The 25860-nt window shown below is 65.2% G+C and carries 24 protein-coding genes; 16 read left to right on the top strand and 8 right to left on the bottom strand.

Translation table 11 applies throughout. From position 1 onward, the window contains the following. Positions 1 to 188: 188 nt before the first annotated feature. The gene (gene dnaE, locus KUW17_RS10620) at positions 189 to 3701 is read right to left on the bottom strand and encodes a DNA polymerase III subunit alpha (protein WP_222478838.1); all 3513 of its coding nucleotides are present in this window, start codon (positions 3699 to 3701) and stop codon (positions 189 to 191) included. Between the two features lie 361 nt (positions 3702 to 4062). Between dnaE and KUW17_RS10615 the strand changes: the two genes are divergently transcribed. From KUW17_RS10615 to KUW17_RS10580, 8 genes are all read left to right on the top strand, one after another. Next, entirely contained in the window at positions 4063 to 5424 is a 1362-nt protein-coding gene (locus KUW17_RS10615) for a xanthine dehydrogenase small subunit (protein ID WP_222478836.1), read from the top strand. Then, the gene (gene xdhB / locus KUW17_RS10610; RefSeq protein ID WP_222478834.1) at positions 5421 to 7715 is read left to right on the top strand and encodes a xanthine dehydrogenase molybdopterin binding subunit; all 2295 of its coding nucleotides are present in this window, start codon (positions 5421 to 5423) and stop codon (positions 7713 to 7715) included. Before KUW17_RS10615 ends, xdhB begins: the two co-directional genes overlap by 4 nt. Next, complete coding sequence (gene xdhC, locus KUW17_RS10605; protein WP_222478832.1) at positions 7705 to 8640, top strand: xanthine dehydrogenase accessory protein XdhC; 936 nt, start codon at positions 7705 to 7707, stop codon at positions 8638 to 8640. Before xdhB ends, xdhC begins: the two co-directional genes overlap by 11 nt. Beyond that, positions 8637 to 10154 (top strand): ABC transporter ATP-binding protein, encoded by a 1518-nt coding sequence (locus tag KUW17_RS10600; protein WP_222478830.1) that lies wholly within the window; start codon positions 8637 to 8639, stop codon positions 10152 to 10154. The genes xdhC and KUW17_RS10600 overlap by 4 nt, the downstream gene beginning before the upstream one ends. A gap of 99 nt (positions 10155 to 10253) precedes the next feature. Beyond that, positions 10254 to 11336, top strand: a complete 1083-nt coding sequence (locus KUW17_RS10595) for an ABC transporter permease (protein WP_222478828.1) — start codon at positions 10254 to 10256, stop codon at positions 11334 to 11336. Position 11337: 1 nt separating this feature from the next. After that, positions 11338 to 12258: an ABC transporter permease gene (locus KUW17_RS10590; RefSeq protein WP_222478826.1), complete on the top strand. Its 921-nt coding sequence runs from the start codon at positions 11338 to 11340 to the stop codon at positions 12256 to 12258. Positions 12259 to 12318: 60 nt separating this feature from the next. Continuing rightward, a complete protein-coding gene (locus tag KUW17_RS10585) occupies positions 12319 to 13392 on the top strand; it encodes a BMP family ABC transporter substrate-binding protein (protein ID WP_222478824.1) in 1074 nt (357 codons plus the stop codon). A gap of 192 nt (positions 13393 to 13584) precedes the next feature. Further along, positions 13585 to 13947, top strand: a complete 363-nt coding sequence (locus KUW17_RS10580) for a VOC family protein (protein ID WP_409996775.1) — start codon at positions 13585 to 13587, stop codon at positions 13945 to 13947. Positions 13948 to 14136: 189 nt separating this feature from the next. Here the strand turns inward: KUW17_RS10580 and KUW17_RS10575 are convergent, their stop codons facing one another. The 3 genes from KUW17_RS10575 to KUW17_RS10565 form a co-directional block, all read right to left on the bottom strand. Beyond that, on the bottom strand, positions 14137 to 14721 hold the full coding sequence (locus tag KUW17_RS10575) for a hypothetical protein (RefSeq protein ID WP_222478820.1): 585 nt from the start codon (positions 14719 to 14721) through the stop codon (positions 14137 to 14139). Between the two features lie 92 nt (positions 14722 to 14813). Beyond that, the gene (locus KUW17_RS10570) at positions 14814 to 16052 is read right to left on the bottom strand and encodes an HlyD family secretion protein (RefSeq protein WP_222478818.1); all 1239 of its coding nucleotides are present in this window, start codon (positions 16050 to 16052) and stop codon (positions 14814 to 14816) included. Positions 16053 to 16055: 3 nt separating this feature from the next. After that, complete coding sequence (locus tag KUW17_RS10565) at positions 16056 to 16415, bottom strand: hypothetical protein (RefSeq protein ID WP_222478816.1); 360 nt, start codon at positions 16413 to 16415, stop codon at positions 16056 to 16058. A 136-nt stretch (positions 16416 to 16551) separates the two neighbouring features. Between KUW17_RS10565 and KUW17_RS10560 the strand changes: the two genes are divergently transcribed. The 5 genes from KUW17_RS10560 (at position 16552) to KUW17_RS10540 (ending at position 20116) form a co-directional block, all read left to right on the top strand. Further along, entirely contained in the window at positions 16552 to 17514 is a 963-nt protein-coding gene (locus tag KUW17_RS10560) for an aldo/keto reductase (RefSeq protein WP_222478814.1), read from the top strand. A 4-nt stretch (positions 17515 to 17518) separates the two neighbouring features. Beyond that, positions 17519 to 18589: an NAD(P)/FAD-dependent oxidoreductase gene (locus KUW17_RS10555; RefSeq protein ID WP_222478812.1), complete on the top strand. Its 1071-nt coding sequence runs from the start codon at positions 17519 to 17521 to the stop codon at positions 18587 to 18589. Then, positions 18589 to 19245 carry a DUF938 domain-containing protein gene (locus tag KUW17_RS10550; protein WP_222478810.1) on the top strand — a complete coding sequence of 219 codons (657 nt, stop codon included), beginning with the start codon at positions 18589 to 18591 and terminating at the stop codon, positions 19243 to 19245. Before KUW17_RS10555 ends, KUW17_RS10550 begins: the two co-directional genes overlap by 1 nt. A gap of 73 nt (positions 19246 to 19318) precedes the next feature. Next, on the top strand, positions 19319 to 19654 hold the full coding sequence (locus KUW17_RS10545; protein WP_222478808.1) for a carboxymuconolactone decarboxylase family protein: 336 nt from the start codon (positions 19319 to 19321) through the stop codon (positions 19652 to 19654). A 207-nt stretch (positions 19655 to 19861) separates the two neighbouring features. After that, positions 19862 to 20116: a hypothetical protein gene (locus KUW17_RS10540; RefSeq protein ID WP_222478806.1), complete on the top strand. Its 255-nt coding sequence runs from the start codon at positions 19862 to 19864 to the stop codon at positions 20114 to 20116. Positions 20117 to 20144: 28 nt separating this feature from the next. Here the strand turns inward: KUW17_RS10540 and KUW17_RS10535 are convergent, their stop codons facing one another. Next, on the bottom strand, positions 20145 to 20993 hold the full coding sequence (locus tag KUW17_RS10535; RefSeq protein WP_261397153.1) for a LysR family transcriptional regulator: 849 nt from the start codon (positions 20991 to 20993) through the stop codon (positions 20145 to 20147). 99 nt (positions 20994 to 21092) lie between these two features. Here KUW17_RS10535 and KUW17_RS10530 point away from each other — a divergent pair, with 99 nt between their 5' ends. Next, entirely contained in the window at positions 21093 to 21695 is a 603-nt protein-coding gene (locus KUW17_RS10530) for an HD domain-containing protein (protein WP_222478804.1), read from the top strand. A gap of 80 nt (positions 21696 to 21775) precedes the next feature. Here KUW17_RS10530 and KUW17_RS10525 read toward each other — a convergent pair whose 3' ends face one another. Continuing rightward, a complete protein-coding gene (locus KUW17_RS10525) occupies positions 21776 to 22669 on the bottom strand; it encodes a LytTR family DNA-binding domain-containing protein (protein ID WP_222478802.1) in 894 nt (297 codons plus the stop codon). Between the two features lie 181 nt (positions 22670 to 22850). On the opposite strand from KUW17_RS10525, the gene KUW17_RS10520 reads away from it, so the two are divergent. Then, positions 22851 to 23039 carry a hypothetical protein gene (locus KUW17_RS10520; RefSeq protein ID WP_222478800.1) on the top strand — a complete coding sequence of 63 codons (189 nt, stop codon included), beginning with the start codon at positions 22851 to 22853 and terminating at the stop codon, positions 23037 to 23039. Positions 23040 to 23343: 304 nt separating this feature from the next. Here the strand turns inward: KUW17_RS10520 and KUW17_RS10515 are convergent, their stop codons facing one another. Further along, the gene (locus KUW17_RS10515) at positions 23344 to 24261 is read right to left on the bottom strand and encodes a LysR family transcriptional regulator (protein ID WP_222478798.1); all 918 of its coding nucleotides are present in this window, start codon (positions 24259 to 24261) and stop codon (positions 23344 to 23346) included. Positions 24262 to 24373: 112 nt separating this feature from the next. On the opposite strand from KUW17_RS10515, the gene KUW17_RS10510 reads away from it, so the two are divergent. Beyond that, positions 24374 to 24997, top strand: a complete 624-nt coding sequence (locus KUW17_RS10510; protein WP_222478797.1) for an FMN-dependent NADH-azoreductase — start codon at positions 24374 to 24376, stop codon at positions 24995 to 24997. Between the two features lie 163 nt (positions 24998 to 25160). Here KUW17_RS10510 and KUW17_RS10505 read toward each other — a convergent pair whose 3' ends face one another. After that, positions 25161 to 25763: a class I SAM-dependent DNA methyltransferase gene (locus tag KUW17_RS10505; protein WP_222478795.1), complete on the bottom strand. Its 603-nt coding sequence runs from the start codon at positions 25761 to 25763 to the stop codon at positions 25161 to 25163. Positions 25764 to 25860: the final 97 nt, after the last annotated feature.

Raw genomic sequence — 25860 nt, 5'->3', positions numbered from 1 at the left:
CCCGTGGGATGGCGCCTCAGCGGTTGTGCGGGGCGTTTATCCCAACCAAGTCCGTACGAGTTCTCCAGCGAAGCGCCTAGTCCACGAATGCGCCAGCCCGCCGGTACGGGCTGCCGCAGGCCCGGGGCGCTCCGCGCCGTTGTTCCGGGCTGGGGAGCCTGATTCAGACCGGGATCTATAGCATCCTCTCAAATCTCCTCCACATCCATCACCCCATCGAGCGACTTCAGCGCGCCCTTGATCTGCGGGTTGATCGGGAACGGCTGGCCCAGATCCATCTCCACATCGCCGGGCAGACCGGGGTCCTGCAGATACATATAGACCTCACCACGCGAGGCATTGCGGGCTGCGGCCTTGGCATCCTCCAGCACCTGCGCCACGGTGCCCACCGCCGCCGCATCATTCAGGTAAACCCGCAAGGAACTGCGTCCGGCGTCGGCAATGGCGCTGTCCACCGGTCCGACCGAACGCACCAGCAGCTTCAGCTGGTCGCTCTCCATCGTTGCCTCGGCGGTGATCACCACCTTGGCACCGGTCTCCAGATACTCTCGGGATTTCTCCAGCACCTCTGAAAACAGCGTCACCTCGAAGGCGCCGGAGGGGTCAGACAACTGGGCAAAGGCAAAGCGGTTGCCGCGCGCCGACTTGCGCTCCTGCCGCCCGGCCACGACCCCGGCCATCTTGGCCATGAACGGGCCGCGCTCTGCCTTCGCCGTCACCTCGTCCAGCGTCATCACGTCCTTGCGCTTCAGCGCGGGCATGTAGTCGTCCAGCGGGTGGCCCGACAGGTAAAAGCCGATCGCCTTGAATTCCTCAGACAGGCGCTCCGCGGGCAGCCAGTCCGGCACATTGGGCAACCGCGGCTCCGGCAGGTCTTCGCCCGCCTCGCCGAACAGCGACACCTGGCTGGAATTCCGCTGGTCGTGCACCGCAGCAGAGTAATCCACCAGCGCGCCCAGGCTCTCGAACACCCGGCGGCGGTTCTGGTCGAGCTGGTCAAAGGCACCGGCCCGCGCCAGCATTTCCAGCGGCCGCTTGCCGACCTTCTTCAGGTTCACCCGGCGGGCAAAGTCAAACACATTGACAAACGGCTTTTCATATCCGCCCTCCTTGCGCGCCTCCGCCACCAGCCGCATGACGTCCAGACCGACGTTCTTCAGCGCGCCCAGCGCATAGACCAGCTCACCGTTCACCACGTTGAAGGTCGCCAGCGAACGGTTGATGCAGGGCGGCACGTATTTCAGCCCCAGCCCCTTCTTCACTTCCTCGAAGTAGATCGCCAGCTTGTCGGTCAGATGGATATCGCAGTTCATGACGCCAGCCATGAACTCCACCGGGTGGTTCGCCTTCAGCCAGCCGGTCTGATAGCTGACCACCGCATAGGCCGCGGCGTGGGATTTGTTGAAGCCGTAGTTGGCGAATTTCTCCAGAAGGTCAAAAACCTCGCTGGCCTTCTTCTTGTCGACCCCGTTCTCCGCCGCGCCCTTCTCGAACTTCGGGCGCTCGGCGTCCATCGCCTCCTTGATCTTCTTACCCATCGCCCGGCGCAGCAGGTCGGCGCCGCCAAGCGTGTAATTCGCCATCACCTGGGCGATCTGCATCACCTGCTCCTGATAGACGATGATGCCCTGGGTCTCCTCCAGGATATGGTCGATCAGCGGGTGGACCGAGGTGATCTCGCGCTGGCCGTTCTTCACCTCGCAATAGACCGGGATGTTTTCCATCGGGCCGGGACGGTACAGCGCCACCAGCGCCACGATGTCCTCGATACAGTTGGGCTTCATGCGCTTCAGCGCATCCATCATGCCGGTGGATTCCACCTGGAACACCGCCACCGTCTTGGCGCGGGAGTAGAGGTCATAAGTGACCTTGTCATCCAGCGGAATGGCGTTGATCTGGTTCTCCGCCCCCTCCGGCGGCTCATAGAGCTGGGTGCCATCGGCGGCGATATGCAGGTCGCGGCCCGACTGAAAAATCAGATCCATTGCGTTCTGAATGACGGTCAGAGTCTTGAGGCCAAGGAAGTCGAACTTCACCAGGCCGGCCTGCTCCACCCATTTCATGTTGAATTGGGTGGCGGGCATGTCGGAACGCGGATCGCGGTAGAGCGGCACCAGCGCATCCAGCGGCCGGTCGCCGATCACCACGCCCGCCGCGTGGGTGCCGGCCGAGCGCAACAGCCCCTCGACCTGCTGGCCATAGGTCAAAAGCCGGTCCACCACCGGCTCGTTGCGGGCCTCCTCGCTCAGCCGCGGCTCTTCCTTCAGCGCGTCGGCGATGGACATCGGCTTCACGCCCTCGACCGGGATCAGCTTCGACAGCCGGTCCACCTGGCCATAGGGCATCTGCAAGACCCGCCCCATGTCGCGCACCGCCGCCTTGGACAGAAGCGCGCCGAAGGTGATGATCTGCCCCACCTTGTCGCGGCCATACTTCTCCTGCACGTATTTGATCACCTCCTCGCGGCGGTCCATGCAGAAGTCGATGTCGAAGTCGGGCATCGACACCCGTTCCGGGTTCAGGAAGCGTTCGAACAGCAAACTGTAGCGCAAGGGGTCAAGGTCGGTGATGGTCAGCGCATAGGCCACCAGGGAGCCCGCACCGGAGCCCCGCCCCGGCCCCACCGGAATGTCGTGGTCCTTGGCCCATTGGATAAAGTCGGCAACGATCAGGAAGTAGCCGGGGAACCCCATCCCCTCGATGATGCCCAGCTCGAAATCGAGCCGCTCCTGATACTCCTCCACGCTCACCGCATGGGGGATCACCGCCAGGCGCTGCTGCAGGCCCTCGTTGGCGATGCGGCGCAACTCGGCCACCTCGTCATCGGCAAACTTTGGCAGAATCGGGTCGCGCCGGTAGGCCATGAAAGCGCAGCGCCTGGCGATCTCCACCGTGTTTTCAATCGCCTCGGGCAGGTCGGCAAACAGCGCAACCATCTCCTCCTGGCTCTTGAAGTAATGCTGCGCGGTCAGCCGCCGGCGTGGCTCTACCTGATCGACATAGGCGCCCTCGGCGATACAGATCATCGCGTCATGCGCCTCGAACATTTCCGTGTTGGGAAAATAGACGTCATTGGTGGCGACCAGCGGCAGTTCCATGGCATAGGCCATCTCCACATGGCCGCGCTCGGTCTGCTTCTCCGCCTCTGGCTGGCCGTGTTCCCCCGGGTGGCGCTGCAATTCAACATACAGGCGGTTCGGGAAGATGCCTTTGAGCCGCTGCATCAGCGCTTCTGCCGCCGGGCGCTGGCCCATCTGCAGCAGCCGCCCGACCGGCCCGTCCGGCCCGCCGCTGAGGCAGATCACGTCGCCCGCGTTGGCTTCCAGCTCTTCCAGCGTTACATGCGGCAGCTCGCCCCCCTGCCGCAGATACAGGCAGGAGTTCAACTTCATCAGATGCTCATAGCCCGCCTCGCTCTGCGCCAGCAGCACCAGCGGCGCGGGCGGTTTGGGCCGCTCCCCCGGTGCCGGCTCCGTGAACCGCAGGTCCACCTGGCAGCCGATGATCGGCTGTACCCCGGCGCCGCTTGCCGACACCGAAAACTCCAGCGCCGAGAACAGGTTGTTGGTATCCGTCACCGCAATCGCGGGCATCTCGTGCTTCTTGCACAGGTCCGGCAGCTTCTTCAGCCGCACGGCGCCTTCCAGCAGCGAGTATTCGGTATGGGTGCGCAGGTGAATGAATCGGGGAGAGCTTGTCATGCCGCCACGCTATCTTATTGACGCGGCGGGGCGAAAGGGCGATCTGTGCGCGAACTGCCCGTCGAAACCGGTGCGGTGAACCCTGCATTTTATCCATTTTGTTGAAACTCTTTCGCGGCTGGCGCGCAAAGCGCCAGCAAAGATGCGGATAAAACGCATAAATATTAATGCCCTACCGCAAATCCCGGCAACATTCTTGCGTCGCGGTATACTGCACCGCAGCACCGGTTTTCCTTGCTTTGGCAACGGGCTGCTCCCTAGGCTGTTGTCAGCAAGCAAAAAATCAGCCCGTCCAGCCCTCTGCGCCGCATCGAGGGCAAGGCACACAGGGTCAACAGGGTAAAGCGGCGGTATCGGGAAGATGGCACTCACCTTTCGTCTGAATGGTGAAGAGGTCCGCATTCCGGACGCAGACCCGTCCACAACTTTGCTGGACTGGCTGCGCGGGGAAAGGGGCCTCACCGGCACCAAGGAAGGCTGCAACGAGGGCGATTGCGGCGCCTGCACCGTCATGGTCACCGACGGGCGCGGCTCCAAGGCCCTGAACGCCTGCATCCTGTTCCTGCCGCAGCTCAACGGCAAATCCGTCCGCACTGTCGAGGGCGCCGCAGGCCCGGACGGCAGCCTGCACCCCGTGCAGCAGGCAATGATTGACCACCACGGCAGCCAATGCGGGTTCTGCACCCCGGGCTTCATCATGTCGATGGTGACTGCGCACGCCAACGGCGCCGCCGATTTCGACGACCAGCTGGCGGGCAATCTCTGCCGCTGCACCGGCTACGCCCCGATCATCCGCGCGGCCGAGGCCGCCAAGGATGCCCCGGTGCCGGACTGGATCACCCGCGACCGCCCGGTGGCCCCCGGTACCCAGCCGCTGATGCCGCGATCGGCGGATGAACTGGCGGAACTTTATGCCGCTAGCCCGGACGCCACCCTGATCGCCGGCGCCACCGATGTCGGCCTCTGGGTGACCAAGCAGCTCCGCCACCTGCCGCAGATGATTTTCCTCGACGGCTGCGCAGACCTCAAGGACATTGAGGTGACAGACACCGCCGTCCGCATCGGCGCGATGGCTGATTTGAACGCCCTGCGCGCCGCGATGGAACCGCTGCATCCCTCCTTTGCCGAAATGCTGCGCCGCTTCGCCTCCCAGCAGGTGCGCGCCGCGGCCACCGTCGGCGGCAACATCGCCAACGGCTCGCCCATCGGCGACACCCCGCCCGCGCTGATTGCCCTTGGCGCCATCCTGCATCTGCGCAAGGGCGATACCAGCCGCGAACTGCCGCTGGAGGATTTCTTCCTAGATTACGGCAAGCAGGACCGCCAGCCCGGCGAGTTTGTCAAGGCGGTCAGCTTCCCCCGCCAGCCCGACGCGCTGAAGGTCTACAAGCTGTCGAAACGCTTTGACCAGGACATCTCCGCCGTGCTCGGCGCCTTCAACGTGACGGTGGAGAATGGCCGGATCACCGCCGCACGCATCGCCTTTGGCGGCATGGCCGGCATCCCCAAACGCGCCGCCAACGTCGAGGCCGCCCTCACCGGCCAGCCCTGGGATGAAACGACGATCAATGCCGCCGCCGCGGGTTTCGATCAGGACTTCACCCCGATGACCGACATGCGCGCCTCCGCCGTCTACCGGCTGGAAACCGCGCGCAGCATGCTCTCCCGCTATTTCGCCGAGCTGAACGGCAAGGCGGTTTCGGTGCTGGAGGTGAAGCCATGAGCGTCTCCAAACCCCTTCCCCATGATGCTGCCGAACTGCATGTAACCGGCACCGCCCGTTATGTCGATGACATCCCCTCCCCCGCCGGCACCCTGCATCTGGCCTTCGGCCTCTCGCCGATCGCCCGCGGCCATATCACCGGCATGCACCTGGGCGAGGTGCAGCACAGCCCCGGCGTGGCGGCGGTGATGACCGCCAAGGGGCTGCCGTTCTCCAACGACGTCTCCCCCTCAATCCATGACGAGCCGCTGCTGGCGGCGGGCACCGTCAACTATGTCGGCCAGCCGGTGTTTCTGGTGGTCGCCGACAGCCACCGCAACGCCCGGATCGCTGCCCGCAAGGGCAAGGTCGACTACAAGGAGGAACCCGCGCTCCTGACCTTGGACGCGGCGCTGGCCGCCGACAGCCGGTTCGAGGAAGGCCCGCGCATTTATCAGAAGGGCGATGCCGCCGCCGCCATTGACGCTGCCCCGCGCACCGTCGAAGGCACGTTTGAGCTGGGCGGCCAGGAGCATTTCTACCTCGAAGGCCAGGCGGCAATGGCCTGGCCGCAGGAAGACGGCGGCATGCACGTCTTTTCCTCCACCCAGCATCCGACCGAAATCCAGCACAAGGTTGCCGACGCCATCGGCCTGCCGATGCACGCCGTCCGCGTCGAGACCCGCCGCATGGGCGGCGGTTTTGGCGGCAAGGAAAGCCAGGGCAACGCGCTTGCCGTTGCCTGCGCTGTCGCCGCGCGGCTGACCGGCAAACCCTGCAAGATGCGCTACGACCGCGACGACGACATGGTGATCACCGGCAAGCGCCACGCCTTCCGCATCTCCTACCGCGCCGGGTTTGATGACGATGGGCAGCTGCAGGGGGTGGAGTTCCTGCACCTGGCCGACTGCGGCTGGGCGCAGGACCTGTCGCTGCCGGTCGCCGACCGCGCCATGCTGCACGCCGACAACGCCTATCTGATCCCCAACATCCGCATCGAAAGCCACCGCCTGCGCACCAACCGGCAAAGCGCCACCGCCTACCGCGGCTTTGGCGGACCGCAGGGCATGGTGGGGATCGAGCGGGTGATGGACCACATCGCCCATGACCTCGGGATCGACCCGGCGGAACTGCGGCAGCGGAACTATTATGCGGCACCGGCGGAGGCGAAGCCGGACAACACCACGCCCTACGGCATGGAAGTCACGGATTTCGAGCTGCACGGGATGACGGCGGATCTGCTGCGCTCCTCCGGCTACGCTGCCCGCAAGACGGCGATTGCCGAATGGAACAAGACCCAGACCCACCTGAAGCGCGGCATCGCGTTTTCGCCAGTGAAGTTCGGCATTTCCTTCACCCTCACCCACCTCAACCAGGCCGGCGCCCTGGTGCATGTCTATCAGGACGGCTCCGTGCATCTGAACCACGGCGGCACCGAGATGGGCCAGGGGTTGTTCCAGAAGGTGGCGCAGGTCGCCGCCAGTCGCTTTGGCATCCCGCCGGAGAAGATCAAGATCACCGCCACCGACACCGGCAAGGTGCCCAATACCTCGGCCACCGCCGCCTCCTCCGGCTCCGACCTCAACGGCATGGCGGTGAAGGCCGCCTGCGACACCATCCGCGCCCGCATGGCGGAGCATCTGGCGCTGCAGCATCAGGCGAGGCCCGGCGATGTGGTGTTCGAAAACGGCCAGGTGCGCATCGGCCAGGATGTGATGAGCTTCGACAAGGCTGCGGCCTTCTGCTACCAGGGCCGCGTCAGCCTCTCCGCCACCGGCTTCTACAAGACGCCCAAGGTCGAATGGGACCGGATCAAGGGCCAGGGCCGCCCCTTCTACTATTTCGCCTATGGCGCCGCGGTGACCGAAGTGGCAGTGGACGCCCTGACTGGCGAAAACCGCATCCTGCGCGCCGACATCCTGCATGACGCCGGCGCCTCGCTGAACCCCGGCATCGACATCGGCCAGATCGAGGGCGGCTACGTCCAGGGTGCGGGCTGGCTCACGACCGAGGAACTGGTCTGGGACGACGGCGGCCGTCTGCGCACCCATGCGCCGTCCACCTACAAGATCCCCGCCTGCTCCGACCGGCCCGACGTGTTCAACGTGAAACTCTGGGACGGCCAGAACCGCGAGGACACCATCTACCGTTCCAAGGCGGTGGGGGAGCCGCCCTTCATGCTGGGCATCTCCGCCTGGCTGGCGCTCAGCGATGCGGTCGCCGCCTTTGGCGACAGCTACCCGGCGCTGAACGCCCCGGCGACGGCAGAGGAAGTCTGGCGCGCAATCCGGAGGGTGCGCGATGGGATTTGACCTTCAGGCATTGCGCGAGGCGGTTGCCTCACACGGCCGCGTGGTGCGGGTGGTGATTGCCGCGGTCCGCGGCTCCTCCCCGCGCGAACCAGGCGCCGCCATGCTGGTCTGGGACGGCGGCCAGAGCGGCACCATCGGCGGCGGCACCCTGGAATTCGAGGCCGCCGAAGCCGCCCGAGAACAGGTTGTTCCCAAACGTTTCAGCAGCCACGCGCTGGGGCCGGATCTGGGCCAGTGCTGCGGCGGCGCCGTCACCCTGCTGAGCGAGGTTTACGAGGCCGCGGATCTGAACAGGCTGGACGGCGAAATCATCGCCCGCCCGGCCGCCCCCGCGCCGATGCCGATGGCGGTAAAGCGCATCCTCGCCGCCGCCCGCAGCCAGGGGCTGGCGCCAGAGGTGCAGCTGGTGGACGGCTGGATGATCGAACCGGTCCACCGGGCCAGCCGGCCGGTCTGGATCTGGGGCGCAGGCCATGTCGGCCGCGCGCTGGCGGACGTGCTGGCACCGCTGCCGGACATGGAGATCACCTGGGTGGACACCGCGCCGGAGCGCTTCCCGGCAGAAATCCCGTCCGGCGTTACCGCTGTCCCGGCGGCTGATCCCGCGCTTCTGGTGCCGCATGCACCTGAAAACGCTGCGCATTTGGTGCTGACCTATTCCCATGCGCTGGATCTGGCGCTATGCCACGCATTGTTGGGCCAAGGCTTTGCCTTTGCCGGGCTGATCGGCTCCAGAACCAAATGGGCGCGGTTCCGCTCGCGCCTTGCGGCCCTGGGCCACGCCCCCGGGCAGATTGCGCGGATCACCTGCCCGATTGGCGATCCGCAACTTGGAAAACATCCGCAGATGATTGCGGTCGGCGTCGCGGCCCAGCTGCTGCGGCAAGGTGCAGAAAACGAACTGAGAGAGGGCGCAAGCGCGTGACCGTACCACTGTTGAGCCTTCAGGGCCTGACCAAGGCCTACCCCGGGGTTGTGGCCAATGACTCCGTTTCCTTTGACATCGGCGAGGGCGAAGTGCACGCCCTGCTCGGCGAAAACGGCGCCGGCAAGTCGACCCTGGTCAAGATGATTTATGGCCTGGTGAAGCCCGACAGCGGCAAGATGCTGCTGCGCGGCCAGCCCTATGAGCCGGCTGAGCCGCGCCAAGCGCGGGCCGACGGCATCGCCATGGTGTTCCAGCACTTCTCGCTGTTCGACGCGCTCAACGTGGCCGAGAACATCGCCCTCGGCATGGAAAACCCGCCGGAGATGCGCGACCTCGCTGCCCGCATCCGCGAGGTGTCGGAAACCTACGGCCTGCCGCTCGACCCCTTCCGCACCGTTGGGGACCTGTCCGCGGGCGAGCGCCAGCGGGTCGAAATCATCCGCTGCCTGCTGCAGGACCCGAAGCTCTTGATCATGGATGAGCCGACCTCTGTGCTGACCCCGCAGGAGGTGGAGATCCTGTTCAAGACCCTGCAGAAACTGCAGTCCGAGGGCACCTCGATCCTCTATATCTCCCACAAGCTGGAGGAAATCCGCACGCTGTGCGACCACGCCACCATCCTGCGCCTGGGCAAGAACGTCGGCGAATGCACGCCTGCCGACACCTCGGCCCGCGACATGGCGGAAATGATGGTCGGCAGCTCGCTGCAGACGCCCCAGCGCGAGACGCGCGAGTTCGGCCCTGTCGCAATGGACATCTCCGGCCTGTCGGTGCCCGCGCCCTCAGCCTTCGGCACCGCGCTCAAGAACGTGCATCTGACCGTGCGCAAGGGCGAGATCCTCGGCATCGGCGGCGTTGCCGGCAACGGCCAGGATGAATTGCTCGGCGTCCTGTCCGGCGAAACCCTGACCGAGGCGGATGCGGTGAAGCTGCATGGCGATCCGATCGGCCGCCTTGGCCCCACCGCCCGCCGCAAGCTTGGCGTGCTGGCCGCGCCCGAGGAACGCCTCGGCCACGCCGCCGCCCCGGACATGAGCCTGACCGAGAACGCCATGCTCACCGGTTCGGTGCGCGAGGGGCTGGAGAAGAACGGATTTCTGGATTGGGGCGCCACCAAGGACTTTGCCGAGCGCATCATCAAGGCGTTCGACGTCCGCACGCCGGGCCCCGGCAACGCGGCACGCTCGCTGTCCGGCGGCAACCTGCAGAAATTCGTGATCGGCCGCGAGGTGCTGCAAAAACCCGAGGTGCTGGTGGTGAACCAGCCGACATGGGGCGTCGATGCCGCCGCTGCCGCGGCCATCCGCCAGTCGCTGCTGGATCTGGCCGCCAAGGGCGCCGCGGTGATCTGTATCAGCCAGGACCTGGATGAGCTGATGGAAATCTCCGACAGTTTTGCTGCCCTGAACGAAGGCCGCCTCAGCGCCCCGCGGGAGGCGGCGGGCCTGACGGTGGACGAGATCGGCCTGATGATGGGCGGCGCCCACGGCATGGAGGTGGCGCATGTTTGACGCCACCCGCAGAATTTTCGCCTCCCCTATCGGCGGCAAAGCCGCCTGCCGGGCAGAGGGCGTGAGTATTTTTGGAAAGATGAAACAGGGAGCCGCTACATGATCCGGCTTGAGAAACGGCCGCAGCCGTCACGCGCCTGGTCGATGGCAACGCCGCTGGTGGCGGTGCTGGCGACGATGTTCTTTGGCGGCCTGCTGTTTGCCGTGCTTGGCAAACCGCCGGTGGAGGCGATCCGCACCATTTTCTGGGAGCCGCTGTTTGGCGAGTTCTCATTCTACTACCGCCCGCAGCTGCTGGTGAAAGGCGCGCCGCTGGTGCTGATCGCCATCGGCCTGTCGCTGGGTTTCCGCGCGGGCATCTGGAACATCGGCGCCGAGGGCCAGTACATCATGGGCGCCATCTGCGGCGCCGGTGCCGGCCTCGCCTTCTACCCCGCCGACAGCTTTCTGATCTTCCCGCTGATGGTTGTCGCGGGCGCGCTTGGCGGCTGGGCCTGGGCGATGATCCCGGCGGTCCTCAAGACCCGCTTCGGCACCAATGAAATCCTTGTGTCGCTGATGCTGGTCTATGTGGCCGAGCAGTTCCTCGCCTCGGTCTCATTGGGCCTCCTGAAGAACCCGGAGGGCTTCGGCTTCCCCGGCTCCCGCAACCTGCAGTCCTGGGACAGCGCCCATAATGCCGAGCTGATTGCAGGCACCGGCATGCACTGGGGCGTGGTCGCGGCGCTGATTGCGGTGATCTTTGCCTATGTGCTGTTGAACCGCCACATGACCGGCTACCACATCCGCCTCACCGGCGAGGCGCCGCGGGCCGCGAAATTCGCAGGCGTGAACCCCACCCGCCTGGTGCTGTTCTGCCTCGGCACATCCGGTGCGCTGGCAGGGCTTGCCGGACTGTTCGAGGTTTCCGGCCCCTCGGGCCAGATCAGCATCGACTTCAACGTCGGCTATGGCTTCACCGCGATCATCGTCGCCTTCCTGGGCCGCCTGCATCCGGTGGGCATCCTGCTGGCAGGCGGGCTGATGGCGCTGACCTATATCGGCGGCGACATCGCGCAATCGAACCTGCAGCTGCCCGCCGCGGCCATCCAGGTCTTCCAGGGGATGCTGCTGTTCTTCCTGCTGGCCTTCGACCTGCTCACCAATTTCCGCATCGCAATCGGCAAGCCGGAGGTGGCGTAACATGGATCTTTCTGCAATCAACCCGGTCCTGCTCATCGCCTCGCTGATGGTCGCGGCAACCCCGCTCCTGCTGGCAGCCATCGGAGAACTGGTGGTCGAAAAGGCAGGCGTTCTGAACCTCGGGGTCGAGGGGATGATGATCGTCGGCGCCATCGCGGGCTTTGCCACCGCAGTGGAAAGCGGCTCGCCGCTCCTCGGCTTCGTCGCCGCCGCCTTTGCCGGCGCAGCCCTGTCGATCCTGTTTGCGATCCTCACCCAGTTCGCCCAGGCAAACCAGGTCGCCTCCGGCCTGTCGCTGACGCTGTTCGGGCTGGGCCTGTCGGCGCTGATGGGGCAGACCTATGTCGGCATCAAGCCGCCGCGCATGGGCGACATCCATCTCCCCGTGCTCAGCGACCTGCCCGTCGTTGGCCCAATCCTGTTCGGCCACGACATCATCCTTTACTTCGGCATCGCGCTGACCGCCGCGGTCTGGTGGGTGCTGAAATACTCCCGGCTCGGCCTGGTGCTGCGCGCGGTTGGCGAAAACCACGACGCTGCCCATGCGCTGGGATACAAGGTGCTGAAGATCCGCCTGCTGGCGATCATGTTCGGCGGCGCCTGTGCCGGCCTGGGTGGTGCCTACATCAGCCTGATCCGCGTGCCGCAATGGACCGAGGGCATGACCGCCGGCATCGGCTGGATTGCCCTGGCGCTGGTGGTGTTTGCCAGCTGGAAACCCTGGCGCGCGCTGCTTGGTGCCTATCTGTTCGGCGGCGTCACTGTGGTGCAGCTCAATCTGCAGGCGGCAGGCGTTGCCATCCCGGTCGAGTATCTGGCAATGTCGCCCTATCTGATTACAATTCTTGTGCTTGTTATTCTTTCGGCGGACAAAAGCAGCGCACCCGCCTCGCTTGGCCGCAACTTCCATGCCTCCCGCTAGACGGGGGGCTTTTCACTGCCCTGCAACCGGGGCCAAAAGATCCAAACTGGGGAGCTATTGATGAAACTGACCAACCTCCTGACCAGCGCCGCCGTGGCGCTTGGCCTGGCCGCAGGCGCGGCGATGGCCGACACCACCAAGGTGGGCTTTGTCTATGTCGGCCCCGTCGGCGACGGCGGCTGGACCTATGAGCACGACCAGGGCCGCAAGGCGGTTGAAGCCGAGTTCGGCGACCAGGTCGAAACCGTCTATGTGGAAAACGTCGCCGAAGGCCCGGACGCAGAGCGGGTGATGACCCAGATGGCGCTGGAAGGCGCCGACCTGATCTTCACCACCTCCTTCGGCTACATGGACCCGACCATCAACGTCGCCAAGAAGTTCCCGAACGTGAAGTTCGAGCACGCCACCGGCTACAAGCGCGCCGACAACGTCTCGACCTATTCCGCCCGCTTCTATGAAGGCCGTGCGGTGCAGGGCACCATCGCGGGCCACATGACCGAGAGCAACATCGTCGGCTACATCGGCTCCTACCCGATCCCGGAAGTGATCCGCGGCATCAACTCGGCCTATATCCACGCCAAGAAGGTGAACCCGGACGTCCAGTTCAAGGTGGTCTGGGCCTTCACCTGGTTCGACCCGGCCAAGGAAGCGGACGCCGCCAAGGTGCTGATCGAGCAGGGCGCCGACGTGATCCTGCAGCACACCGACTCCACCGCACCGCAAGCGGCTGCGCAGAACGCCGGCAACGTGATCACCTTCGGCCAGGCTTCGGACATGTCCGAGTACGCGCCGAAACCGCGCGTTTCCTCGATCATCGACAACTGGGCACCCTACTACGTCGCCCGCACCAAGGCCGTGATCGACGGCACCTGGGAGTCGGTTGACACCTGGGACGGCATCGGCGCCGGCATGGTCGAAATCGGCGAAATCACCGACGCGGTTCCGGCAGAAGTCAAGGAAGCGGCACTGGCGATCAAGGACTCGATCGCAAACGGCACCTACCACCCGTTCACCGGCCCGCTGAAGAAGCAGGACGGCTCCGACTGGCTGGCCGAGGGCGAAGTGGCCGATGACGGCACCCTGGCCGGCATGAACTTCTATGTCGAAGGTATCGAAGGCGACATCCCGCAGTAAGCGGCACAGTCCCGGAACACGGAAAGGCCCGCCAACCGGCGGGCCTTTTCTGTTGAGGCAGAACCCTGATTTTCCAGAAGCCTGCTGACACGTCCTGTCACTGCCTTAATGTAAACCCCGCTTGATGAACCGGCCGGCAGCATCTTTGCATCGCCGGACTTTTGACCGGGAACCTGTCAAGCGCATAGGAGATTGACTTTGAAAATAAATTACTTCGTTGTTGGAACCAACAACATGGAAGCGTCAATACAGTTCTATGACGCGCTTTTTGAGAACTCGGGACTGACGCAGGTCCGGCCAAACGAAAGAATGACCTACTGGCTGCGGGACGAATTTGCCTTTGCGGCCGCCCTGCCCTTTGACGGCGAACCGGCCACCAATGGCAACGGAACCATGGTGGGGTTCAGCCTCGGGTCCGCAAGCGAAGTCGCCAGGATGTACAGCAAGGCCATTGAGCTGGGCGGCACATGCGAGGGCGAACCGCAGCAACGCGGGCCGCGTTTTTCTGCCTATGTGCGGGATCTGGACAGAAACAAACTCTGTTTCGCCGACTGACCGAGCCGCCGGCAGCAGGAATAGGCTGGCGCTCCCCCCCGAAGCTGCCTTGCGTTGCCCCATTACTCCGGGTCACGGGGCGTATCTTAGCGTCAGCCAGTCCTGCACCAGTCGGCTTTGAAAACGGGCGTGGCGAGTGGGCCTGCCAACCGGCAGCGCCGAACCGTGCCGAGGTCAAGCCCCGTCAGCTCAGGAGCAGACAACCGGCGCCGCAAGCTTCTCGGCGGTGCCGTCGACGCGCCGGATCAGCGCCGGACCGGTGACCGTGCAGCCGGACAGCTGCGCCGCGTGCCCGTACAGCTGTTTCAGGGCCTCCCCGTCGGACACGAAGAGATGCTTCAGCGGCAGCCGGATCCGGTTCAGCACTGCAAAACTGCGGCCATCCACGGTCACGATGCGGAACCGGGCATTTGCATCCCCGTGGCGCGCCTTCGCAGCATAGGGCGCCTTCCATTTCGAGCTCATATAGGCCATCGCCGACCGGGCGGCGGCAGGCGCGGATTCAGGCGTGCCGCTGCTGCGGTAGCGGGAGGAGTGAACAACCAGCCAGGGCGCACCGGTGCGGGTCTTGTGCAGGCCGGGGCGCATCACGCTGGTATACTGCCCCGCTTCCGCCAGCGCCGCGGTGCGGTAGTCCGGTCCGCCTGCAGACGTAGATGCCGCCGCAGGCTGCGCCCCGTGCCCGGTCCTTGTCGCTGTCCAATAATCCGGCTGTTCAGGCGCCGCGCAGGCTGCCAGCAGGGCCGCGGCCCCGATCATCAGAAACTGTTTCACTCCGGCCCTCCATTCGGCTTTGGAGCGTGTTAACAAGCAAACGGGGCGGCAATATGGCACCTGCCGCCCCGCTGGCTGAAGCCCGCGGCCCCTTAATGCCCGCCGGCGAAGACCAGCGTCTGTACCGGCAGCAGCAGCATCTGGATGCGCAGCAGCAGGGCATGCACCAGCCCGACCGTATCCACCGCGTGCAGGAACAGCCACCTGCCAAAGCCGAGATCGGGATCATCCAGCAAGTCATGGTTGCTGGTGTAGGCATTGGCGACGCAATTGCTGCCCGGCGGGATATCATTCGCCTGGCCTTCGTAGAGCGGCTCCATGAAAACTGTCAGGGTGCCGGGGCGCCTGTTGTCCTGCGGGTCGCGCAAGTTGTCGCTGGGCCGCACCTGTCCCGAGGGGATTACGTCCTGAACCTCCACGACGACCATCGGAATGACGGTGAAAGGTTTCGACAGGCAGCCCATCTCGGCAAACATCCCGGGCTTTATCACCCCCGCGGTCAGCTGCCCGAATCCGGCGACAAAGCGGTCGCGCTCAACAAATTCCGTGGGCACCAGAATGCCCGCCGGGCGCAGGATCGGGTTCACGTAATCCCCCGCCTGCAGGGCGAATTGCTCAACCCGCCCGCTGACACCGGCCACGACTACGGTCTTTGCCAGTTCCACCTCTGCCTGCTCCAGTGCCGCCCGGGCGCTGGCCCGCTGGGCCGGGATCAGAACGCCGATGTTCTCTTCTACTGACGCCTTGCCCGCTTCCGCAGCACCCAGCTCCCCTTCGCGGCGGGCGACCAGGTTCTGCAGCCGCTCAATTTCCGCCTCGCGCACAGCCGCCGATCCGCGTTCTCGCAGTTCCAGATTGCGGTCCAGGTCATCCTGCGCCTGGGCCAGGGCTGCGGTGGCCTGTTCAATGCCCGCTTCGGCAGCCGCCAGCTCCGCGCCGGCAACGGCCAGAGACGCTTCAATTTCGGCAATGCGTTTGCTTGCGGTCTCCACCGCGGCCTGCTGGCTGGAGTCATCCAAACGGAACAGGATGTCGCCGGCCTCCACTTTCTGATTGTTCTCGACGAGCACCTCCGCCACCCGCCCGCCGGTCTCGGGCAGGATCGTAACGGTGCGGAAATAAGAGGCCACACTGGTGGTGGCCGGATGATAGTAGAAAATTGCCGTGATCAGAGAGATGGTCAGCACCGCACAGGCGGTGATCCCCCAGCGCAATTCATACCAGACAGAGAAGAAATTGATTTCCTTGCCAAGGCGCTTGCCCTGGACAAACCGGCGGAACAGGAAATCCGGCAGCACCGTCAGCAAGGAGCAGATCAACAGTTCCAGCATGGATCACTCCTCCTTGGCGCGCTGCTTCAGCTCTTCCAGCGAAGCCGCGATCGACTGTAAAGGTGTCAGGAAATCCGGCATCCGGAAGGCCGCCAGCAGCAGCGCGGCGACCCAGAAGAGGTTGTTGTGGGTGAACAGGGCCAGCAGGGCCAGAATGCCGATCACCTGGAATTGCGCGTGATTGTCGGTATGCGCCATCTTCTCGGGAATGGCGTGCAGGGTCAGATACAGCGCACCGATGCCAAGGATCAGCAGAATTGTCGTAACCGCCATGAAGGTGAACAGCGGGTCGCTGCCGTCGGGCCCTGGCAGATAGGCGGGCACATGCCCGGAAGCCATCGGATGGGCGTTGGATGCCGACATTGTCTTTCCCCCGTCATCAGTGAACTTGTTATCTGCAGCCGATAGTTGCACTGCCCGGCTGTTTGACCAAGCATTTTGTCAGGCCGGCGCAGGAATTGCCCTTTGCCTGCCCTGCCTTGCGTGCCACTCTCCCCGCATGACCAAGAAACCTCATACGCCTCTCTGCAGCCCTGACGGCAGCCCTGCCAGCCGCTTTGCCTTTGGCTGCATGCAGTTCGGCGGCCGCGCCTCCGAAGCGCAGTCGGCGGAGATGTACGCCGCCTGCCGCGCCGCCGGCATCACCCATTTCGACACCGCCTGGGTCTATACCGATGGCAACTCGGAACAGATCCTGGGCCGCCTGATCAGGGCAGAGCGCGAGCAGCTGCTGATCGCAACCAAAGCTGGCTACGAGGGCGGCGCCGGGGCCGCCAACCTGCGCGCCCAGCTGGACGAAAGCCGCCGCAGACTGGACTTGGATATGGTCGACGTTTTCTATCTGCACCGCTTCGACCCGGACACCGACCTGCGCGAAACCATGGACTGCTTTGCAGCACTGAAGGACGAAGGCGTGATCCGCTATGCGGCGCTGTCCAACTTTGCCGCCTGGCAGGTGATGAAGGCGCAGATGGCAGGCCTCGCCTCCGGCATTTCCGTGGACGTGCTACAGCCGATGTACTCGCTGGTGAAACGCCAGGCAGAGGTCGAGATCCTGCCAATGTGCGCCGACCAGGGCATCACCGCGGTGCCCTACTCGCCCCTTGGCGGCGGCCTCCTCACCGGCAAATACGCCGCCGGCGGCAGCGGCCGCATCACCGAGGACAAGGGCTACAGCATCCGCTACAGCCCTGCCGCCATGCACCAGACAGCCGCGGCGCTGGCAGAGCTTGCCGCTCAGCGCGGCACCCATCCCGCCAGCCTTGCCGTGGCCTGGGCCGCCGCCCACGCGTCCGCACCGGTGCCGATCATCTCCGCCCGCAACGCAACGCAGCTGCAGCCCTCGCTGGCGGCATTGGATTTTCCGATGGACGCAGACCTCTACCGCGCGATCGAGGCGCTCAGCCCGCGGCCTGCCCCCGCCACCGACCGGCTGGAAGAACAAGAAGACGACAAGGACTAGACCCATGCAGGATTTCATTGTCATCGGCGGCGGCATGGCCGGCACCAGCGCCGCCGCCCGGCTTGCGCAGCTGGGCAGCGTCACCCTGCTCGAGATGGAGGATTCGCTTGGCTACCATTCCTCCGGCCGCTCCGCCGCACTGTTCGAGGAAAACTACGGCCACGGCCCCACCGTCGACCTGAACCGCGCCAGCGCTCCTTACCTGCGCGAAAACGGCTACCTGTCGCCGCGCGGTCTGATGCTGGTCGGGGCCAAGGGTGATGCCGAAGGCTTTACCCGCGACGTGGATGAGCTGGGCATGGCCACGCTGGAGCTGGACGAGGCCCGCGCCATGGTGCCGATCCTGAACCCGGAGACAGTCGGCTACACCGCCATCAGCGGCGCCGCAGAGGATATCGACACCGACCGGATGCTGCAGGACTTTGCCAAGGCCTTGCGCGCCGCGGGCGGCCGGATTGTGACCAGGGCGCCGGTGACCGCGATCACCCGCATCAGCGGCGGCTGGCAGGTCACCGCCGGCGGCGAGGCTTACGAGGCGCGCACTCTGGTCAACGCGGCCGGCGCCTGGGCCGATCAGCTCGCGGCACTGGCCGGGGTCGCCGCCATCGGCCTGCAGCCCAAGCGCCGCTCGATGGCGCGGCTGCCCGCCCCCGGCGGCCATGATGTCAGCGGCTGGCCGATGCTGCTCGGCGTGGGTGAGACCTGGTACGCCAAACCCGATGCCGGCAAGCTCTTGGTTTCCCCCGCCGATGCCGACCCGGTGGAGCCGCATGACGCCTATGCCGACGACATGGTGCTGGCCGAGGGGCTGGCGCGCTACGAGGAAATGGTGACTGAGCCGGTGACGCGGGTGGAAAGCAACTTTGCCGGGCTGCGCAGCTTTGTTGCTGACGGCACCCTGGTGCTCGGGCCGGACCCGGATCAGCCGGATTTCATCTGGTGCGCGGGCCAGGGCGGCTACGGCATCATGACCGCGCCCTCCGCTTCGCAGCTGATCGCCGACCTTGTGGCAGGCCGCACGCCTGTGCTGGACGCCACCGCGGTCACCGCCCTCTCGCCCGCGCGGCTGCGCTGATGCCGGTGCGTTCAGTTCCCGGGGCGGCCTCGGCCGCAGAACCGCAGGGCGGCAAGCTGTTTGCCCCCTCTGCCGCCCGCAACAGCGGCGCGATCTGCGATTTTCTGGCCCAGATCGCCCCGAAGGCGGGGTGCGCCCTGGAACTCGCCAGCGGCACCGGCCAGCATGTGGTGGACTTTGCCGCCCGCCTGCCCGGCCTGATCTGGCAGCCGTCCGAGGTGGACGCCGCCCGCCGCGCCAGTATCCGGGCTTATGCGGGTGAGGCAGGCCTGGCCAACATCACCTTGCCGGTTGAACTGGACGCCACCGCCCCCGGCTGGGGCGCGAATCATGCAGGCCAGGACATGATCGTGCTGGTGAACCTCCTGCATCTGATCAGCGAAGAGGAAGCCCGCACCCTGATCCGCGAGGCCGCCGCCGCCCTCGCTCCCGGCGGGTGGTTCGTGATCTACGGCCCCTTCATGCGCGCTGGTGAATTGACCAGTGACGGCGACCGCGCCTTCCATGCCGCCATCACCGCCCACGACCCGGAAACCGGCTACAAGGACGATGGCCAAGTGACCGCCTGGCTGCAGGCCGAAGGGCTGAAGCTGGTTCAAGCCGCAGAGATGCCCGCCAACAACCTGGCGCTGGCGGCAGAAAAACCAACTGCCTGACCTGGATCAAAGCCGCTGCGGGATGCCGTCCATACACCTTCAGCAAACCGAATGTGTATAGATGGAGCAGTTCATGGACTGGCATGAAAAACTAGACGAAACCCGCAAGGGCCTACGCAACCTGAACGGCGCGATCCCGGAAACCGCCCAGGCGTTCGGCGCCCTTGGCAAGGCGGTGAAACAGGGCGGCGTGCTGGAGTTCAAGCAAAAGGAATTCGTTGCCCTCGGCATCGCGGTGGCGCTGCGCTGCGAGGATTGCATCGGGTTGCATGTGGAGGCGCTGGTCCGATCCGGCGCCACCCGCGCCGAGGTAGGCGACGTGCTGGCGATGTCGATCCAGATGGGCGGCGGCCCGGCAATGATGTATGCCACCAAGGCGATGGAGTGCTTTGGCCAGCTGACCCGCTGATCTTCCGCCGCCCTTCTCTACAGCACAGCAGCCAGCCGCAAACTGGCACCGGTTGCATACAAAATGCAGCGGCCTGACGTGGATCAAGGCCGCCGCATCCGGCTTCGCTACAGCTCATGCTGACCTTACGTAAAGCAGGACACGCATGTGATGTTTCATGGTGAACCCGAGGCGCCTGGCGCCAGCCGCCCATTCCCAGCCGGCACAATGCCGGACGCAGGGCCGGACGCAGCGCCGGACAGCAGTACCGCATCCAAGCCGGTGGAGCTGGCGGTGCTGGAACTGGCTGTCATCCTGGGCTGCCCCGGTTGCATCAGCACCCAAGCGGAAAAGCTGGCGGCAGGCGGGACCACCCGCGCCGAGTTCTGCGCGGCGCTGCAGAAATCGATCGATGCCGCCGGGCCGCTGGCAATGATGTGCGCCGCCCAGGCGATGGACCGGTTTGATGAACCGACAGGCTGAAGCGCCGGCGGCAGCGCAAAGCTCTGCCCTATCCGCCCCGTACATCCTGCAGGCCCCGCACCACCTGGCGGATATGCTCGAGCGCCGGATTGTCGGGCAGATACAGCGCCCGGCAGCCGAGGCTGATATCCGGCGCCCCCTCCACCGCGTGCAGTGACCCCGCTGCCAGCGCCTCTGCCGCCATGTAAGCCGGAAAATAGCCCATGCCGCCGCGCCTTTGCAGATAGCGCAGCCCCATCAGCGCATTGCCCAGCACGATATGCTGGCGGCTGCGGGCGGGTAGCACATCGTGCAACTGCGCGTCATACTCGGCGCCGAATTCCAGGTTGATGAACAAGGGCAGCGCATCCTGCCCCAGCCGCAAGGGATGATCTGCCACCAGCACCAGCCGCTCCGGCGGCAGCTCCTCCGCCGCCAGCCGGGTGCCCGCCGGAACCTCGTTCACGATCGCCACGTCCAGCAGACGGCGCGCAACCGCCTCGCCCATGTTCATCGCATGGTCGTAGTTCAGCGTGAAGGGCACCGTGCCCTGCACCTCCTCCAGCCAGACCGCCACATCGACCAAGAGCGGATCCCAGACTGACAGCTGCGCCCCCAGCCGCAGCGGCACCCGCCCCGCCAGGCTTGCCTTGAGATCGCCGGAGACAAACTCCCACGTCCGCATCATCTGCTCGGCATAAGGCATGAACTGCCGCCCCGCCTCGCTCAGCCGTGTGCCGCCGGGGCCGCGTTCGAACAGCGGCGTGCCCAGCGCCTCCTCCAGCGCCTTGATCCGGGCGCTGACCGCGGTCTGCGTCACGTTCAAGGCCCGCGCCGCACCGTGAAAGCTGCCTGCTGCCTCAATCGCCAGAAAGGTTTTGAACGCGCTGATCTGCATGGTGATCAGTATTTCCTTTCAGCTTGAGCAAATCAATTCGTTTTCCTGCTCAGCGGGGATTCGCTACCCTGAAAACAGATCAACCAAAGGACACGCGCCATGCTGGACAAAAGCCACAAGCCAACCTGGACCAGCTTCACCGAAGCCACCCCCGAGGACTGGGCCGCGGTGGAGAAATACGAAGAGGAATACAACGCCGCCCTGCCGGAGCGGATTCTCGACGCGATCCGCTCGCTGGACGAGGACTGGACCCCCTATCCGGTGAACCGCTACCAGCACAGCCTGCAGGCTGCGACCCGCGCGTGGGAGGACGGGGCCGATGACGAGATCATCGTGGCAGCCCTGGTGCATGACGTCGGCGACATCCTGTCTCCCTACAACCACGGCGAGCTGTCAGCGGCGATGATGAAGCCCTATGTCAGCGAGAAGACCTACTGGATCCTCAAACATCACTGCGTGTTCCAGGGCTTCTACTACAACCACCATTTCGGCGGCGACCGCAACGCGCGCGACAAATACCGCGATAGCCCCTATTGGGAGGATTGCCGCTATTTCTGCGAAAAATACGACCAATGCGCCTTTGACCCGGACTATCCGACGAAGCCCTTGGAGTTCTTCGAGCCGATCCTGCGCAGGGTGCTGTCGCGCGGCTGGGGCCATATGGAACTGGCCGAGACCGCTGAGGAGCAGCCCGCGGAGTAAAGCCGCACTCAAGGCCAGGCCCGAAGAGACAGACACCCCGCCGGGCCGGTCCCGGGCGGGGTGTTTCCGTCAGCACAGTTTCATTCCGTGCCGGCCTGCCAGCCCTCCACGGTCTCCCGCACATGCGTGCGCCGCCCGCGGGCCACAGGAACCTCGCAGCCGTCCGCCAGCAGCAGCAAATCGCTCTGGCCGCCCCGCTTCAGCCCCGCAACCGCATCACGTGCCACCCACCAGGAGCGGTGCGGCTGCAGACCCGCCTCCTGCGGCACCTGGGCCAGCAGATCGGCCAGCCGCCCGCGCAGCGTCAGTTCGCTGTCCCCGGCAGAGATCCGCAGGTAGTGCTCCTCCGACTTCACATAGCGCAGTCGATCCAGCTTGAACGCCTGCCCGCCCAGCACGACGACGGCGGTGCCATTCGGCCCCTCAGCCTGCGGCAATGCCGCTTCCTGCCCAGGCGGCCCTTCCGCGGGCGCCGCTCGGTTTGCAATCTGCTGCCGGTACAGGCCCAGCCCCAGCGCCGCATCGGCTTGCGGCAGGATGAACACGAACATCAGGGTCTCGAAAGTGTAACTGAGAACCATGTTGTAAGGCAGACGCTGCAATACCACCCGCCAGCCGAACTCTTGTCCGGTAAAGAAGGCGGCGATGGCGACAACCACAAGCGAAACAGTGGCCATGGCAGTCACGTTCGGCACGAGCCGCAGCATCCGCACCTGCTGGCCGCCCGGCGCCAGCGCAAACCAGCCCAGCAGCACCGCAACATAAACAGCGACGAACCCTGCAACGCAGACCGCCCAAAGCAGCATGTTGGCGGTCAGCGGCATCCCCGCCTCCCGGTAACCATGCGTGTCGAACGCCGTCAGCAGAACGGCCACCGCTGCAGCGTATTTCAGAAACACTCCGCTGCGTAAAACCAGCGTCATTTCATGTATCGTGAACTGCGGCGGCTCACCGAACATGTCAAACAGCTGCATTTCGCGGCTTTGCAGGTTGTCCCGGATATTCCCCAAACCTATCAGCCCCTCGTTATCAGGTTATCTGTTGATGAGTGGCCGGAGACGGCTTCTTTCCTTGTTTTGCCGCACAAAGGAAGCTGTCTCCGCGCTCACCCGTTCGCCTTCGTCACTTCCTTTCCCTATCAATGGCAGATGCAGAATGCGCCAGTTCGTACCCGCAGATTTCGAGAAGGCCGCCACCGACCTTGACCGCCTCAAGGAGGCTTACTTTGCCGCCGGCTGCGACCCCGCGGTGCGGGAGACGGCAGAGGCTGCGCTGGCCGCAGCGATGCGCTGGATCAGCGTTGCCCTGGACAGCTATGACCGCCAGCAGCACAGCCGCAAGTGACCCGCCCCCGGGCCGGCACCGCAGCTGCGCCCCGGAAGCCGCTCCGCAGCGGTCCCATCCCGCATCTGCATTCTGACAACCGCCTAGACCATGACTGTCAGAGTAGCCGGATGCATTCCAAGATGAGAATAGGTAAACGCCTGTTCCGGCAGGGAAACTTGCGGGATTTTCCCTCTGGCGGATTTCCCGTTTTTTGGTAGAATCCGGCCAAATTCCTCCATCAGAAACGGACTGGCTGGACGGCCTCACACGCCCTGCGTGCGGGGCGTACGGAAGGACGCACGGCAACGCCAAGCTGTGATTGCTACCCGCTGCCGAGCTGCCCGGCCCGCCTGCCGGACATCTCATTGGCCAGATGGCCGGCAAAGGCCCGGGTCTTCGGCTCCAGATGGCGCCGCGCGGAATAAACCGCAAAAACCGGCGTGGATGCCGGGATGGCAGCAAAGCCCGCCAGCACCGGAACCAGCATGCGGCTGCGAAGCTCCTGGGCAACGGCCCATTCGGGGATCATCACAATGCCGCAGCCGGAAACAGCCAGGCTTTTCAGGAAGGCCAGCCCGTTCGCCTGAACCCTCCCTGCAACCGGCACAGCGCATTCCCCCTGCTGCGTTTGAAACCGCCACACCACCTTTTGCGCGTCCGGACGGAAAGAGAGGCACTGGTGGCCGGCAAGCTCCGCGGGATGGGACGGGGCGCCATGAGCCTCCAGGTACCCGGGGCTGGCATAGAGCTGCGAGCGGCTGTCGAAGATCTTGCGGGCAATCAGGCTGGAATCCTTCAGCTGCCCCATGCGGATGGCCACATCGATCCTTCCTTCCACTAGATCCTCAAGCGCTGAGGAAAACTGCAGCTTCACCTTGATGTCCGGATGGTCTGCAAGGAAGCCGGGCAGCAGCGGCGCGATCAGCGCCGTGGCCAGATCTGGCTCCGCCGTGACCGTCAGCACGCCGGAGGGCGTTCCGGACAGGCGGGAAATGGCCGCGCGGGCCGCCTCCAGCTCTTCCACTGCGCGTTTTGCGTGCTGGTAGTAAAGCTCGCCGGCCTCGGACAGGCTCTGCTTGCGGGTGGTGCGCTGGAACAGCCGGGTGCCCAGCCCGTCCTCCAGCTGCCTGATCTGGCGCGCCACCGATGACGGTGCCACGCCCAGCACGCGGGCCGCTGCCGAGAAGCTGCCCTCCTCGACCACCTGGACAAACAGACTGGCGCTTGACCCTTGGATCATCTTTGCACTGTGCGCACAAATCCTTTGCGTTTCAAACTATTTTCGCCAAGGCCAGGCATCCTCATGTTGCTCCTGCGAGACCACGCATCTTTTCAGACAGGAGATCCTGAAAATGACCAAACTGCTGTTTATCAAGGCATCGCCCCGCGGCGGCCAGTCAAAATCCAGCGCGCTGGCCAGCGCCTATCTTGCCAGGCTGCAGGCAACCGACAGCCGGATCGAGGTTGACGAACTGGACTTGGCCACCGCGGCGCTGCCGGACTTTGACGGGGACAAGGTTGCCGCCAAGATGAATGTCATCACCGGCCAGGACAATGACGCACCTCAAAGGACGGCCTGGGACGAAATCACCAGCCTGGCCAGCCGGTTCACCGCCGCCGACATCTATCTGATCGCAGCGCCGATGTGGAACGGCAGCATCCCCTACAAGCTCAAGCAGTATATTGACCTGATCCATCAGCCCGGCCTGCTGTGGGGGCTTGATCCTGAAACAGGCTATTTCGGCCTGCTGGAGGGCAAGAAGGCGGTGCTGGCGCTGACCAGCGGCGCCTATGGGCCGGACAAGCCGTCGCCCGCCTTCGGCGTCGACCACCAGTCAGCCTATCTGAAGTTCTGGCTGAACCAGGCCGGTGTGGAGGACATCGCGGAACTCCGCTTTCAGCCGACGCTGCTGACGGCAGATCCGGAAGCCGGTTTCCAGGCCGCTGCCGCCGAAGCGGAAAAGCTGGCCTCCTGAGGGTTGCGCCGCGCGCTGCGCGCCGCCACGGGGCCAGGCAGGCCGCGCCTGCGGCGCGGCCTGCCTGGCCCAACCGGACCCTTCGGATTTCAGATCCGCAATGGGACGGGCGGGAGCGGTCCGGCTGCTTGCTCCGGGGTATTCCTTTATCCCGCGCTGCGGCTTAATCCGGGGCGCGGATCCCCGATCCCATCAGCACCGGCATCCCCTGGCCGCCGCTGCCCATCTCAAAGGCCTGTTCGGCACGGATCGAGCCGAGGCCCGCAGCCCGCAGCGCATCCCGAACTTGCTGCAGCGTCAGCCCGGAGGCACCTTCGCCGGAGGCCAGCCAGTCCCACTGCACGAACATGCCGCCGCTGTTCAGAAGCCCCGCCAGCACCGCCGCGGCACCGCGGTAGTCCGGCAGGAAACTGCAGACGGAGGAGGCGCAGATCAGGTCAAAGCCGGCGAGCCCGCCCGCGGCCTCCCTTGCGCCGCTGTCCAGAACATCCGTGCAAAGAGCCCTGACATTGGGCAGTGCCTTCTCCTCCAGCACCGCGATCATCCGCTCCGAGGTGTCAACGGCCGCCACCTCCCGCACATGCGGCGCCAGCTTTTCGCTCAACAGCCCGGTGCCGCAACCGAAATCGAGCACCCGCTTGTCCTGCCAGCCGCCGCCGGTGACGCCGGCCAAACCATCCAGCGCGGCAAAGGCCCGCGTGGCATAATGCCGGACATCGCTGTTGCCGTCCCATCCGTCCGCGTAGTCGTCCCAGTCGTCGCTCATTTGCCTGCGTGCCCTGTTTCGGTGTCTCAAGCCCGGGACAGTGAAGCGGCGGGCAGGCGCCGTCAACAGGGGCTGCGGATCACTTGGCACAACCGGC

This window comes from Leisingera aquaemixtae, from assembly GCF_019801145.1.
GTDB lineage: Bacteria > Pseudomonadota > Alphaproteobacteria > Rhodobacterales > Rhodobacteraceae > Leisingera > Leisingera aquaemixtae_A.
The sequence above is the reverse complement of the archived record's forward strand: the minus strand, read 5'-3'. Positions and strand labels throughout refer to the sequence as shown.

Excerpts from the sequence above, each read along its gene's own strand:
- KUW17_RS10520 (WP_222478800.1), top strand. The coding sequence starts at position 22,851 with ATGCGCCAGTTCGTACCCGCAGATTTCGAGAAGGCCGCCACCGACCTT.
- KUW17_RS10510 (WP_222478797.1), top strand. The coding sequence starts at position 24,374 with ATGACCAAACTGCTGTTTATCAAGGCATCGCCCCGCGGCGGCCAGTCA.
- KUW17_RS10585 (WP_222478824.1), top strand. The coding sequence starts at position 12,319 with ATGAAACTGACCAACCTCCTGACCAGCGCCGCCGTGGCGCTTGGCCTG.
- KUW17_RS10540 (WP_222478806.1), top strand. The coding sequence starts at position 19,862 with ATGCCGGACGCAGGGCCGGACGCAGCGCCGGACAGCAGTACCGCATCC.
- KUW17_RS10550 (WP_222478810.1), top strand. The coding sequence starts at position 18,589 with ATGCCGGTGCGTTCAGTTCCCGGGGCGGCCTCGGCCGCAGAACCGCAG.
- xdhC (WP_222478832.1), top strand. The coding sequence starts at position 7,705 with ATGGGATTTGACCTTCAGGCATTGCGCGAGGCGGTTGCCTCACACGGC.
- KUW17_RS10565 (WP_222478816.1), bottom strand. The coding sequence starts at position 16,415 with ATGTCGGCATCCAACGCCCATCCGATGGCTTCCGGGCATGTGCCCGCC.
- KUW17_RS10545 (WP_222478808.1), top strand. The coding sequence starts at position 19,319 with ATGGACTGGCATGAAAAACTAGACGAAACCCGCAAGGGCCTACGCAAC.
- KUW17_RS10570 (WP_222478818.1), bottom strand. The coding sequence starts at position 16,052 with ATGCTGGAACTGTTGATCTGCTCCTTGCTGACGGTGCTGCCGGATTTC.
- KUW17_RS10535 (WP_261397153.1), bottom strand. The coding sequence starts at position 20,993 with ATGCAGATCAGCGCGTTCAAAACCTTTCTGGCGATTGAGGCAGCAGGC.
- xdhB (WP_222478834.1), top strand. The coding sequence starts at position 5,421 with ATGAGCGTCTCCAAACCCCTTCCCCATGATGCTGCCGAACTGCATGTA.
- KUW17_RS10555 (WP_222478812.1), top strand. The coding sequence starts at position 17,519 with ATGCAGGATTTCATTGTCATCGGCGGCGGCATGGCCGGCACCAGCGCC.
- KUW17_RS10505 (WP_222478795.1), bottom strand. The coding sequence starts at position 25,763 with ATGAGCGACGACTGGGACGACTACGCGGACGGATGGGACGGCAACAGC.
- KUW17_RS10595 (WP_222478828.1), top strand. The coding sequence starts at position 10,254 with ATGATCCGGCTTGAGAAACGGCCGCAGCCGTCACGCGCCTGGTCGATG.
- KUW17_RS10615 (WP_222478836.1), top strand. The coding sequence starts at position 4,063 with ATGGCACTCACCTTTCGTCTGAATGGTGAAGAGGTCCGCATTCCGGAC.
- KUW17_RS10515 (WP_222478798.1), bottom strand. The coding sequence starts at position 24,261 with ATGATCCAAGGGTCAAGCGCCAGTCTGTTTGTCCAGGTGGTCGAGGAG.
- KUW17_RS10525 (WP_222478802.1), bottom strand. The coding sequence starts at position 22,669 with ATGCAGCTGTTTGACATGTTCGGTGAGCCGCCGCAGTTCACGATACAT.
- KUW17_RS10560 (WP_222478814.1), top strand. The coding sequence starts at position 16,552 with ATGACCAAGAAACCTCATACGCCTCTCTGCAGCCCTGACGGCAGCCCT.
- dnaE (WP_222478838.1), bottom strand. The coding sequence starts at position 3,701 with ATGACAAGCTCTCCCCGATTCATTCACCTGCGCACCCATACCGAATAC.
- KUW17_RS10530 (WP_222478804.1), top strand. The coding sequence starts at position 21,093 with ATGCTGGACAAAAGCCACAAGCCAACCTGGACCAGCTTCACCGAAGCC.
- KUW17_RS10590 (WP_222478826.1), top strand. The coding sequence starts at position 11,338 with ATGGATCTTTCTGCAATCAACCCGGTCCTGCTCATCGCCTCGCTGATG.